The sequence below is a fragment of the Amycolatopsis sp. TNS106 genome, from assembly GCF_019330265.1.
Classification (GTDB): domain Bacteria; phylum Actinomycetota; class Actinomycetes; order Mycobacteriales; family Pseudonocardiaceae; genus Amycolatopsis; species Amycolatopsis lurida.
On sequence record NZ_CP024972.1, the window covers coordinates 4,012,413 to 4,024,226 of the forward strand.

The 11,814-nt window shown below is 69.5% G+C and carries 13 protein-coding genes; 9 read left to right on the forward strand and 4 right to left on the reverse strand.

Annotation, left to right across the window (positions count from 1 at the left end):
• Positions 1–86 precede the first annotated feature (86 nt).
• Complete coding sequence (locus CVV72_RS17940; RefSeq protein WP_219153454.1) at positions 87–614, forward strand: amino-acid N-acetyltransferase; 528 nt, start codon at positions 87–89, stop codon at positions 612–614.
• A 64-nt stretch (positions 615–678) separates the two neighbouring features.
• Here CVV72_RS17940 and CVV72_RS17945 read toward each other — a convergent pair whose 3' ends face one another.
• On the reverse strand, positions 679–1,206 hold the full coding sequence (locus tag CVV72_RS17945; RefSeq protein ID WP_219153455.1) for an ABATE domain-containing protein: 528 nt from the start codon (positions 1,204–1,206) through the stop codon (positions 679–681).
• 58 nt (positions 1,207–1,264) lie between these two features.
• Between CVV72_RS17945 and CVV72_RS17950 the strand changes: the two genes are divergently transcribed.
• The gene (locus tag CVV72_RS17950; RefSeq protein ID WP_219153456.1) at positions 1,265–2,110 is read left to right on the forward strand and encodes an alpha/beta fold hydrolase; all 846 of its coding nucleotides are present in this window, start codon (positions 1,265–1,267) and stop codon (positions 2,108–2,110) included.
• 10 nt (positions 2,111–2,120) lie between these two features.
• The gene (locus tag CVV72_RS17955; protein ID WP_219153457.1) at positions 2,121–2,765 is read left to right on the forward strand and encodes a nitroreductase family protein; all 645 of its coding nucleotides are present in this window, start codon (positions 2,121–2,123) and stop codon (positions 2,763–2,765) included.
• 133 nt (positions 2,766–2,898) lie between these two features.
• On the opposite strand, the gene CVV72_RS17960 is transcribed toward CVV72_RS17955, so the two are convergent.
• The gene (locus tag CVV72_RS17960) at positions 2,899–3,357 is read right to left on the reverse strand and encodes a hypothetical protein (RefSeq protein ID WP_219153458.1); all 459 of its coding nucleotides are present in this window, start codon (positions 3,355–3,357) and stop codon (positions 2,899–2,901) included.
• Between the two features lie 57 nt (positions 3,358–3,414).
• Complete coding sequence (locus CVV72_RS17965; RefSeq protein WP_219153459.1) at positions 3,415–5,913, reverse strand: DNA translocase FtsK; 2,499 nt, start codon at positions 5,911–5,913, stop codon at positions 3,415–3,417.
• A gap of 127 nt (positions 5,914–6,040) precedes the next feature.
• On the opposite strand from CVV72_RS17965, the gene CVV72_RS17970 reads away from it, so the two are divergent.
• The 6 genes from CVV72_RS17970 (at position 6,041) to CVV72_RS17995 (ending at position 11,132) form a co-directional block, all read left to right on the forward strand.
• Entirely contained in the window at positions 6,041–6,850 is an 810-nt protein-coding gene (locus tag CVV72_RS17970; RefSeq protein ID WP_219153460.1) for a 1-acyl-sn-glycerol-3-phosphate acyltransferase, read from the forward strand.
• Between the two features lie 47 nt (positions 6,851–6,897).
• A complete protein-coding gene (gene wrbA, locus CVV72_RS17975; RefSeq protein ID WP_034312147.1) occupies positions 6,898–7,512 on the forward strand; it encodes an NAD(P)H:quinone oxidoreductase in 615 nt (204 codons plus the stop codon).
• A 70-nt stretch (positions 7,513–7,582) separates the two neighbouring features.
• Positions 7,583–7,873, forward strand: a complete 291-nt coding sequence (locus tag CVV72_RS17980; RefSeq protein ID WP_219153461.1) for a hypothetical protein — start codon at positions 7,583–7,585, stop codon at positions 7,871–7,873.
• On the forward strand, positions 7,873–9,405 hold the full coding sequence (locus CVV72_RS17985; RefSeq protein WP_219153462.1) for an alpha/beta hydrolase: 1,533 nt from the start codon (positions 7,873–7,875) through the stop codon (positions 9,403–9,405). Before CVV72_RS17980 ends, CVV72_RS17985 begins: the two co-directional genes overlap by 1 nt.
• Before the next feature lie 65 nt (positions 9,406–9,470).
• Entirely contained in the window at positions 9,471–10,019 is a 549-nt protein-coding gene (locus CVV72_RS17990; RefSeq protein ID WP_219153463.1) for a hypothetical protein, read from the forward strand.
• A gap of 141 nt (positions 10,020–10,160) precedes the next feature.
• The gene (locus CVV72_RS17995) at positions 10,161–11,132 is read left to right on the forward strand and encodes a DMT family transporter (protein WP_219153464.1); all 972 of its coding nucleotides are present in this window, start codon (positions 10,161–10,163) and stop codon (positions 11,130–11,132) included.
• Here CVV72_RS17995 and CVV72_RS18000 read toward each other — a convergent pair.
• A complete protein-coding gene (locus CVV72_RS18000; protein WP_219153465.1) occupies positions 11,109–11,699 on the reverse strand; it encodes a DUF305 domain-containing protein in 591 nt (196 codons plus the stop codon). The genes CVV72_RS17995 and CVV72_RS18000 overlap by 24 nt on opposite strands.
• Positions 11,700–11,814: the final 115 nt, after the last annotated feature.

An 11,814-nucleotide genomic window follows, 5' to 3' on the forward strand; every position in this document is an offset into this window, starting at 1 on the left:
GCCTTAGGGTAGCTGGCCTGCTCGCGGGGTCGGCGATCGCTCGCTCGGGCGAGCCCTCGACCGGCCGGGGCGCCGGGGATGGCTTAATGGTGGACGTGCCCTCAAACCCTCTCTCGCACCGCCGCCCCACCGTCCGCCGGGCAAGGATCGCGGACGTCCGCAAGATCAAGGCGCTGGTCGATTCCGACGCCGGGACGGTGCTGCTGGAGAAGGAACTCGTCACCCTCTACGAGAGCGTCCAGGAGTTCTGGGTGGTCGAAGACGGCGACGACGTGCTCGGCTGCGGCGCGCTGCACGTGCTGTGGGAGGACATCGCCGAACTGCGCACCATCGCCGTCGACAAGGATTCCCGCGGTCGCGGCATCGGGCACGCGCTGGTGGCGCAGCTGATCGACTTCGCCCGCGAGATCGGGCTGAAGCGGCTGTTCGTGCTGACCTTCGAGACCCACTTCTTCGCCGGTCACGGGTTCGTCGAGATCGACGGGACCCCGGTGACCCAGGAGGTGTACGAGGAGATGAGGCGTTCGGCCGACCCGGGCGTCGCGGAGTTCCTCGACCTGCCGTACGTGAAGCCCAACACCTTGGGCAACAGCCGGATGCTGCTGGAGCTTTAGCCCTGCGTTCCCAATGTCGCATTGGAGACGCTGAGTGTCCCCAATGCGACATTGGGAACACCACTCAGCCCTTCGCAGCGTGCCGGGCGACCCGGACCCGGTTGCCGCACAGCGACGGCGTGCACCAGACCCGCCTGCTGTTGGCCGCCACGAACAGCATCGAGCAGTCGTGCGCGCCGCATCGCCGCAGCCGAGCGGCACGCGGCCCGGACACGAGGTCGATCGCCGCGACCGCGACGGCGGCCAGCGCGATCTCGCCGCCGTCCTCGCCGTGCCAAGACGTCTCCGCGCCTTCGGCCGTCAGCCGCGGGCTGGTGGGCACGGCGGCCGCGGCCGCGTTGACCCGCTCGACCGCCCACACCTCGGGCTCCCGCGCGGCCACTGTCGCCTCCAGCAGTTCACGCACCGCTGATCGCAACCGCTTCGTCTGCTCGGCAGACGGCGGCCGGGCACCTTCGGGCAAAGCTTGAGCCGCCCAGAACTTCGCGTCACCGTCGTCGAGCAGGTCGACTGGCGGGGAGACGGCCAGCATCACGGTGTCGGCGAGGTTCACCGCGAGATCGTCACCGGGAAGCGAGTCGAGATCGAGCATGCCTTGACACTATCAGGTACTAATGGTTCGAGACAGTTTTACCCATTAGGGAGTGTTCATGGCGACCATCCGGCACCGTTCCGTCAAACTCGGCGACGTCGAGGTCTTCTACCGCGAAGCAGGCGACCCCCAGGCACCCGTGTTGCTCCTGCTGCACGGCTTCCCGACGTCGTCACACCAGTTCGTGCGGCTGATGCGCCGCCTCGCCGGCCGGTGGCGGCTCATCGCGCCGGATCTGCCCGGCTTCGGGCAGACCGTCACCCCCGAGGGCTTCACGTTCACCTTCGACCGGCTCGCGGAAGTGGTCGGCGAGTTCGTGGACGCGCTGGAACTGCGCCGCTACGCGCTCTACATCTTCGATTTCGGTGCCCCGACCGGCCTCCGGCTGGCCGTGTCGCGCCCGTCCCAGGTGACGGCGCTCATCACGCAGAACGGCAACGCCTACGTCGAAGGGCTCGGCCCGGCGATGCCGGACTTCCCTTCCCTGACCGACGAAACCGAGGCGCGGCGCGGGTTCGAGGCGATCCTCGAACCGGAGCAGATCCGGTTCCAGTACGGCGGCGCCCGCGATCCGGAGACCATCGATCCCGCGAACCACCTGCTGGACCAGTACTTCCTCGGCCTGCCCGGCCGGGCGGAGGCGATGCTGGACCTGCTCTGGGACTACCGGAACAACCCGCCCGCGTACCCGCGGTTCCAGGCGTGGCTGCGCGAAGCCCAGCCGCCCGTACTCGCCGTATGGGGCCGCAACGACCCGTTCTTCGTCCCTGCGGGGGCCGAAGCGTTCCGGAATGATGTTCCCTCGGCGGAGGTCCACCTCTTCGACACCGGGCATTTCGCGCTGGAGGAGGACCTCGAACCGATCAGCGAGCTGATCGACCGCTTCCTCGCGGAACATCTCTGAAAGGCGGCTCATGGACACCTCGGTCACCGACCACCTGCTCAGCACGACGCGCGCGGTCCGCCGCAAGCTCGATCTGGACCGGCCGGTGGAACCCGAGGTGATCGAGGAGTGCCTGCGGCTCGCGCTGCAGGCGCCCACGCCGGGCAACCAGCAGGCGTGGCGATGGCTCGTGGTGCGGGATCAGGGCGTGAAGGACCGGCTCTCCGAGCTGTTCCGGCGGGTCGGGAAGGCGTATCTGGAGGCGAACGCGGCCGCCCTGGGCGAAGCGATCACCGAGCCCTCGGTGGCGCGGGCGTTCGCGTCGGGGCAGCATCTGATCGACGTGATCGACCGCGTGCCCGTGTTCGTCATCCCGTGCCTGACCGGCAGGCCCAGCGGGGACAACGCGGCCGACGCCGCGTTCTACGGCGGGATCTTCCCGGCGGTGTGGAACTTCCAGCTGGCGCTGCGGTCGCGCGGCCTCGGCTCGACGCTCACGACGTACCACCTGACCCACGAGGCGGAGGCGGCCGGAATCCTCGGCATCCCCGCCGAGGTCACGCAGGTCGGGCTGCTGCCGGTCGCCTACACGACCGTGCCGGACTTCAAGCCCGCGTCGCGCGTGCCGCTGTCGGAAGTCGCGTACCTCGACGGCTGGGGCAACGCGCTTCAGTGAGGTGGTCGTGATGGTTTCGCGTGTTTGGATGGACGACACGCGTGATCCGGTGGACGACACGCGTGACTGGATGGACATCACGCGCGTTCCCGTGGCGCCACCACACCGGCAGCAGGGACGTGAACGTCCCTCGTTAAGCCTTGGACACCCGCAGGGTGACCTGGTCGCCCCCCGAACTCACGGCGACCAGGTCCACCCGGCAGGCGGCGAACTCGACGGACTGCCCGCCACCACGTCCGGTGGAGGCGAGGGCCGCCGTCGTCCGCTCACCGCGTCCCGGTTCGGCCAGTGCCAGCTCGATCACGGCCTCCCCTTCCCAGACGCAGACCATTCCCGCGGCGCAGCGGGAATCGGACACCAGGCGAGCGAAGCGGATACTGACGTCCTTCGACGCGACCTCCGCCGTTTCACGGGCCTTGAGGTCGACGGTCTCCCCCAGCTCGACGGCGCCTCGAACAGGCTGCTGTACCGGCGCGGGCTGGACCGCCGGGGGCCCGCTCGCGGCGGGTTGTTCACGCGCGGCGGAGCTACCGGCTCCGCAGGCGAGGCCGACCAGGGCGCAGAAGACGACGAGCAGCTTCTTGGGGTCCACGTGCTCTGGACGTAGCGGAGGCTCCGGTCCGTTGCATCGGTCCTTCGAAAGCCTCGGTCAGTCGTCGGAGACGTCGCCGCCGTTCGCGTCCCCGCCACCGCGGATCATGAACAGCACCGACTCCAGCTCCTCCGGCTTGATCAGCACGTCCCGCGCCTTCGAGCCTTCCGAAGGGCCGACGACGCCGCGGCTTTCCAGCAGGTCCATCAGGCGCCCGGCCTTGGCGAAGCCGACCCGCAGCTTCCGCTGCAGCATCGAAGTCGAGCCGAACTGCGAGGTGACGATCAGCTCGGCGGCCTGCAGCAGGACGTCGAGGTCGTCGCCGATGTCGGAGTCGATTTCCTTCTTCTCGCCGGCCTTCGCCGCGGTGACGCCGTCCTGGTAGTCCGGCTGCGCCTGCTCCTTGGCGAAGTTCACCACCGCGGAGATCTCTTCGTCGCCGACGAAGGCGCCCTGGATGCGGACCGGTTTCCCGGCACCCATCGGCAGGTACAGCGCGTCACCCATACCGATGAGCTTCTCCGCGCCCGGCTGGTCGAGGATGACCCGCGAGTCGGTGAGCGACGAGGTCGCGAACGCCAGCCGCGACGGCACGTTCGTCTTGATCAGGCCGGTCACGACGTCGACCGACGGGCGCTGGGTCGCCAGCACCAGGTGGATACCGGCGGCACGCGCCTTCTGGGTGATCCGGACGATCGCGTCCTCGACGTCGCGCGGCGCGGTCATCATCAGGTCGGCGAGCTCGTCGACGATCGCCATGATGTACGGGTACGGCTGGTAGACGCGCTCGCTGCCGGGTGGCGCGGTGATCTCGCCCGAACGCACCTTCTTGTTGTAGTCGTCGATGTGCCGGACCTTGTTGACCTGCATGTCCTGGTAGCGCTGCTCCATCTCCTCCACCAGCCAGGCCAGCGCCGCGGCGGCCTTCTTCGGCTGGGTGATGATGGGCGTGATCAGGTGCGGGATGCCCTCGTACGGGGTCAGCTCGACCATCTTCGGGTCGATCAGGATCATCCGGCATTCGTCCGGCGTCGACCGCGCGAGCAGCGACACCAGCATCGAGTTCACGAAGCTCGACTTACCGGAACCGGTGGACCCCGCCACCAGCAGGTGCGGCATCTTCGTCAGGTTCGCGGTGACGAAATGGCCCTCGATGTCCTTGCCGAGCCCGATGACCATCGGGTGGTTGTCCTTGACCGTCGACGGCGCGCGCAGCACGTCACCGAGGCGCACCATTTCGCGGTCGGAGTTCGGCACCTCGATGCCGACCGCGGATTTGCCGGGGATCGGCGCCAGCAGCCGGACGTTGTCGGTCGCCACGGCGTAGGCGATGTTCTTGGTCAGCGCGGTGATCTTCTCGACCTTCACGCCGGGACCGAGTTCGACCTCGTACCGGGTGACCGTCGGGCCCCGCGTGAAGCCGGTGACCTGCGCGTCGACGTTGAACTGCTCCAGCACGCCGGTGATCGCCTCGATCATCGCGTCGTTGGCCTTGCTGCGGGACTTCGGCGCGTCGCCGAGCTTCAGCAGATCCGGCGGCGGGAGCTTGTAGTCGCCTTCGACGGTCCTCGTGACCGCCAGCGGCGCCTCGGCCTTCTTCGGCTTCTTCTCTTCGACAGGCTTGGGAGCAGGCTTCGGCGGGCGCAGCGGCGTCGGCGCTTCGGCCAGCGCGGCCTCGATGTCGAGCTGCTCGCCCTCGTGGTCGGCCGAAGCCTGACGGCGGCGCGACGGCTTCCGCAGGCGGACCGACTTCGGATCGGCTTCGGTGACGGCGTCGCGTTCCTCGTGGATGGCCTTGCGTTCGGCCTCGGCCTCTTCGATCTCTTCGGGGTCGAGGCCCCAGTTCCGCAGGCGGTGCGGGATCTCCCGGACCGGGGTCCCGGTGAACACGAGCGTGCCGAACAGCAGCGCCAGCACCAGCAGCGGCACCGCGACCCACGTGGTGACGCCCATGGTCAGCAGGCCGCCGGAGAACGCGCCGATCACCCCGCCGGCGTACATCCGGCCGTCGTTGGTCTCGGGCAGCGCGGTGAAGATGTGCAGCAGGCCGAGTACCGCCAGGACCACCAGCAGGGTGCCGATGACCATCCGCGGCCGGGCCTCCGGCATCGGTTCCGACCGCATCAGCGCGACGGCGACCACGGTCAGCACCAGCGGGAGCGTCACGGCACCGGCGCCCAGCAGAGAGCGCGTGCCGACCTCCACCCAGCCGCCGATCGGGCCCGCGGCCCGCCACCAGACGCCGAACGCGATCACCAGCGCCAGCGCGATGAGCCCCAGCGCGAGACCGTCGCGACGGTGCTCGGGTTCGAGTTCGCGGCCGCGGCCGACCGTCCGCGCGAGGGTGCCGAGACCCTTCGCGAGCAGGTTCCAGGTACCGCGCACGCCCTTGGCGAACGTGCCGGACGACTTCTTCCGCGGCGCCGGACGCCGTGAAGCGGGCTTCCTCGCAGCCGTTGACCTGGGCTTCGCCGGGATACGCGGCTTTCGCGCCGGCCCCTTGCTGCCGCCGCTTCGCGCCGTACTCCGTTTCCTGGTCGTCGACCCGCTAGCCATGTCTCCACGGTAACCGCCTCGACCCTCCAGTCCCGGCTGCCACTCGGAGCACATCCGGAACATTCGTCTCAGGTCACAGCTTGAGCGGCCATCCGGGTGAAAAGCGGTTCATGACATGCTCTGCCCCATGTTCGCGCTGCATCAGGATGAGAATTCGGCTCGCCGCGCCCCGGCCATCTGGCGCACGATGCTGAACATCGACCGGGGGCTGGTCAACTTCGTCGGCAAACTCACCGTGACCGGCGGTGTTCCGGCCGAACTGCGCCGTAAGCCCTTGCTCATGACGGCCAACCACATCGGCGTGTTCGACGCGTTCGTGCTGATGGCGGCCTGCAAACGGATCGGCATCAACCCGCGGTTCATGCTGGCGGGCGGCATCCTCGACGCGCCGGTCATCGGCCCGGCGCTGCGGGTCAGCGGCCATCTGCGGGTCGACCGCAAACAGGCGTCGACGGCCATCGGCCAGTTCGCCGAGGCCACCGAGGCGCTGCGGACCACCCGTGACCCGCTGATCGTCTACCCCGAGGGCCGGATCAGCCACGACCCCGGCCTGTGGCCGGAGCGCGGCAAGACCGGCGCGGCGCGGCTCGCGCTGGCCGCCGGGGTGCCGGTGATCCCGATCAGCCAGTGGGGCGCGCACGAAGCCGTGTACTGGGGCACGGAGACCGTCAACGGCCCCGCCGACCTCGTGCCGCTCGCGAAGTCCGGGCTGAGCGCACCCATGCGGCGGCCGCGGTTCAAGGTGCACTTCGGCGATCCGGTGGATCTGTCGGAGATCGAGCCGGAACGGCCGGGCGCCGGAGTCCGCGCGCACGCCAAGATCATGCAGGCGATCACCGACGGCCTGGTCCCGCTGCGCCGCGACGAACTGGACAAGCCGCGCTTCCACGACCCGACGCGGCCGACGGACACCGTCAGCCCCTGGAAGAAGTACTGAGTCCGGATCCTGAGACGGGTGTTCACGCTCGCCTAAGGTCGGCGGACGTGAGCACCCGCATCCTCGTCGTCTACTACAGCGCGACCGGCAACACCGCGAAACTGGCGTCGGCGCTGGCCGACGGTGCCCGTGAGGCCGAAGCCGACGTCCGCGTCCGCACGGTTCCCGAAACCGCCCCGCCCGGTGCGGTGGCGAGCAATCCGCGCTGGCAGGCGTGGGTGGACGCGGGGCCGCACCACGAGACGGCGACGCTGGAGGACCTGGAGTGGGCCGACGGGTTCGCGGCCGGGAGCCCGACCAGGTTCGGCGGCCCGGCCGCCCAGCTCAAGTCCTTTTTGGACAGCACCGGCGGCCTGTGGGCCAAGGGAAAGCTGGTGAACAAGGTCGCGACGTCGTTCACCACCGCCTCCACCGCGCACGGCGGGCTCGAAGCGACCGTGCTGGCGACGAACAACATCTTCTATCACTGGGGCGCCATCGTCCTGCCCCTCGGCTACACCGATCCGCGGTTGCTCGAATCGGGCAATCCGTACGGTGGTTCGTTCGTCTCGCGCAAATCCGCCGAACCCGACGAACTGGCCCTGGACGCCCTCCGTCTGCAAGGGCGGCGTCTCGCCACCGTTTCGCGCTACGTCGCCGACGGTCTTTTCAAGGACGGGTGAAGGGAACCGCGAGCTCGTCTCCTGCGTCGTAGAGTGGTCACACAGCGTCACGCTACGGGGAGGAAGCGGGATGGCCGGCGGATACGAGGTCGCCTTGGAGGCGATCGGCGCGGCGTCAAGCGCGGCGAAACGGGCTTCGGACGACGTCGGGAAGGTGAACCTCGCGGCCGCGCTCGCCGACGTCGCGGCGGGGTTGCCGGGTGGCGTATCCGGTGAAGCGGCCCGCCTGCTCGCGGACGCCTGGGGCCGCGCGGTGCCCGGCTGGGCCGGGAACGCCGCTGACTACTCCGCACGGCTCGACGCGGCGGCCGTCCGCTACCGCTCCAACGAACTGGCGGCGTCGCGGGAACTTCCCGTCTGATGCTCACCTGGGGAGACGTGCGCCGGTGGGATCCGGCCGCGATCGGCCGCGTCGCCGACGCGCTCAACGACGGCTGCACCAAGATCATCGCCGCGAACGACGACGTCGAAGCCATGGCGCGCTTCACGGGCTGGACCGGTGACGCGGCCACCGCCGCCGCGACGCGGGGCGCGTCGCTGACCTCCACCCTGGAGCGCCTCGTCGCCGAGGCGTCCGCCGTCCGGCGAGGCGCTCACGAAGTACAGATCGCGCTGGACCGGATCGTCGCGTTCGTGCGGGAGACCGACGAACTGGCGCATCGGAACGGCCTGACCATCGGTGCCGGCGGCGAGATCTCCGTCGGTGTTCCGCGGCCCGGCCAGGCTCGGGTGACGGCGGAACTGGCCGACAGGATCGAGCAGGGCCTGCGCCGCGCGGCCGACGTCGACGCCGATTTCGCCGAAATCCTGCGGCGTGCCCTGCGTGGCGAGATCACCGAACAGGGTGGCATCACCCTCGCTCAAGCGGCGGACGCCGGAGCCGCACAGAGCGGCCTGTCGATCATCGGCCCACCGGAGAACGGCACCCCCGGCGATAACAAGGCTTGGTGGGCGAGCCTGTCGGACACGGCGAAAGTCGCTTTGCTGCAAGGAAATCCGGGGCTCGTCGGCAATCTCGACGGTATCCCGGCGGCCGACCGCGACGCCGCCAACCGCGCCGTCCTCGCCAGTGAGATCGCACGTCTTCAAGGCGATCCGAAACTCAAGGGTCTGGAAGCCATCCAACAGCGGCTGGCCCAGTCCGAACCGCGGGCGTTCCTGCTGGGGCTGGACACCGGCGGCGACGGGAAGGCGATCGTTTCGGCGGGAAACCCCGACACGGCGGCCAACGTGGCGACGTACGTGCCGGGGACCGGCTCGGAGCTGGCGAAGATCGGCGGCGATCTCAACCGGTCCGACAAGATGTGGGCCGCGGCGACCACCTCGGGCTCCCCGTCGACCGCGGTGATCACCTGGCTCGGCTACGACGCGCCGGACGGGATCACCGACGCCGCGAGCGACAAGTACGCCGACGGTGGCAAGGCGGCCCTCGCGCAGTTCCAGGACGGGCTGCGGGAAACGCATCAAGGGCCGCCCTCGCACAACACGGTGCTGGGGCACAGCTACGGCACCACCGTCGTCGGGCACGCGGCCGGTGACGGCGGCCTCGCCGCGGACGAACTCGTCTTCGTGGCGAGCCCGGGCGTCGGAGCGCACGACGTGAGCGAACTGCATCTCGACGGGGTGAATCAGGACGAGATCGGCAAGCACGTCCACGCGACGGTGGCCGAACACGACATGATCAACCTGGCGAACGTCGAGATCGCCGGATACGACCCGATCCTCGGCCAGGACCCGACCGACGCGGACTTCGGCGGGCAGGTGTTCACCTCGGCGCCGGGCACGGACGGGTGGGGCGGGTTCAGCACGGAGGCGCACAGCGAATACTGGGAAGACAACAACCCGTCGCTGAGAAACGTCGGCTTGATCATCGCGGGAAAGCCCGCCTCGTGAGACTTCCCCTCCTGACCGCTCTCCTCATGCTCTTGACCGCTTGCTCCTCCGGAGGTGGAGACGCCATGAAACCGACCATCACCGAACGCGAGGCGAAAGACAGGGTCGAGCGGTACATCGAGGGCGCGCTCTCCGCGCTGCCCGGCTCGGCGGAACGGAAACCGTTCACCCAGCACAGGTCCGAATGCACCGATCCCACCGACGACGGTCCCCAAGGCCGCTTCGAGATATCCGCGACCTATGAGGTGACCGGCCTCGAACCCGCACGGTTCGGCGAGTACTTCGACGCGGTCGTCCGATGGTGGTCGGCGAACGGCTTCACGATCCTGACGGATTCGCGGCCCAAGGATCCCTACGTGTTCGTCAGGAACAACACGGACGCGTTCGACATGTCCGTGCAGGCGAACGATCTCGGCAAGTTCTACGTCGGGGCCACCTCTCCCTGTGTCTGGCCGAACGGCACCCCCGAACCCCAGGCCCTCGAAGCCACGGAACCCGACGAGCCGGTCGCCGCTCCCCCGGAACCGGAGCCGGTCCGCAAACCGCGTCGCGCCCCCGTCGACGACGAGGACTTCGCCCAGACGAACTGGACCGACGGCGGCACCTCCTTCTGACCGCCCTGATCGCTGTCCGTGAAGGCCTCCTTGAGGGACTCTGGGTCCCTCAAGGAGGCCTTCACGGACAACCGGCTCGCCAAAGCCCAGCCGCTGGGAAAACGGGTCGACCCGCGATCACCCGGCCTCTACCCTCCGGCCGTGACCGCCGAACTCGCCGCCGCCCCCGCCCCGCACGTCGCACGGCGCGGCCGGGGCATCACGCTCATCCTGCTCGCCGCGCTCTTCTTCGGAACCTCGGGTGTGCTGGGCAAACCGGCGATGCAGGCCGGGTTGTCGCCGGAGCAGGTCGCGGCGATCCGCATCGGGTTGTCGGCGATCGTGTTGCTCGCGCTCGTCGCCGTCTTCCGGCCGAAGCTCCTCAAAGTCACGAAGAACGAGTGGCCGCTGCTGCTCGCGTACGGCTCGCTCGGTGTCGCGGGTGTCCAGCTCATGTACTTCCTGGCGGCGGGCCGGATCCCGGTCGGGATCGCGATTCTGCTCGAATTCACCTCGCCGGTGCTGATCGCGCTGTGGGTGCGGTTCGTGCGCCGGGTGCGGCTGCCCAGGGTGATGTGGGCGGGGATCGCGCTGGCGATGACGGGGCTCATGCTGGTCGCGCAGGTCTGGGAGGGGCTCAGCCTGGACGTCCTCGGGTTGCTCGCCGGGCTGAGCGCGGCCGTCTGTTCGGCGGGCTACTTCCTCCTGGGCGAGCGTGGCGTCGCGGACCGCGATCCGCTCGGCATGGTCACCTGGGGGATGACCATCGGCGCGGTCCTGGTGTGCGTGGTCGCGCCGCCGTGGACGATTCCGTGGGGCGTGCTCGACACCTCGACGACGTTCGGGCCGTGGGAGCCGCCGGTGTGGTCGTTGCTGATCGCGTTGGTGCTGATCGCGACCGTGCTCGCCTACGCGACCGGCATGGCGGCGCTGCGGCATCTCCCGGCGTCGGTGGCGAGCGTCGTCGGACTGGTGGAGCCGTTGGTCGCCGCCACCGCGGCCTGGCTGCTGCTGGACGAGACACTCAGCTGGATTCAAGCCGCCGGCGCGGTGGTGCTGCTGACCGGCGCGTACCTCGTCCAGCTGAATTCGAACGTGGTCCAGACGGACTCAACCCTGCTGGAAGCCCCGTAGGTCGCTGATCTCCTGCTGCTGCGAACGCGAAGTCGTCGCGGCGAGGTCGCGGGCGTCGGGGTTGCGGCCGTGCTGGGTTTCGGCGTCGGCGATGCGGACGCCCGCTTCGCGCTGGCGCAGCAACCGCGCGGCGAACTGGCGGTCGAAGTCCTTTCCGGACAGTCCGGCCAATGCCGCCATGTCGCCGGGGCTGATGTACCCGTCGCGCTGGATGTGCTCGAGGTTCGGGTCGTCCGGCGCGGGCTGACCCCACGCCTCGATGAGCCCGGACAGCCGCGCGATCTCCGGTTCGTGCGTGTCGATGACCCGCTTCGCGAGCGCCTTCAGCTGCTCGTTCGCCGCACGGGTTTCCGCCAGGGAAGCCAGATCCACGCCCTGCTGGTGGTGCGCCAGCGCCTGCCGCGCGAACGCGACGTCGGCGTCGTTGAACGGAACGGCGGCCTGCTGCGCCACCGGTGATGACCCCGGCGGCGCCGTCTGCGACTGGGGTGCCTCGTCCGAGCAGCCCGCGAGCGCGACGGCGGCCAGGGCGACGGCGGGCAGGAACCGGAGGACGGCGTGCGGCATCGAAGAGCTCCTCGGAACGCGCGGTGGAGGTGCCTAGGTTGGCAGAGTCCACATCGGCCTGTTCACCTGGGGTTGCGCAAACACTTTTCCTCCCGGCCTCGCGGTGCGACAATCC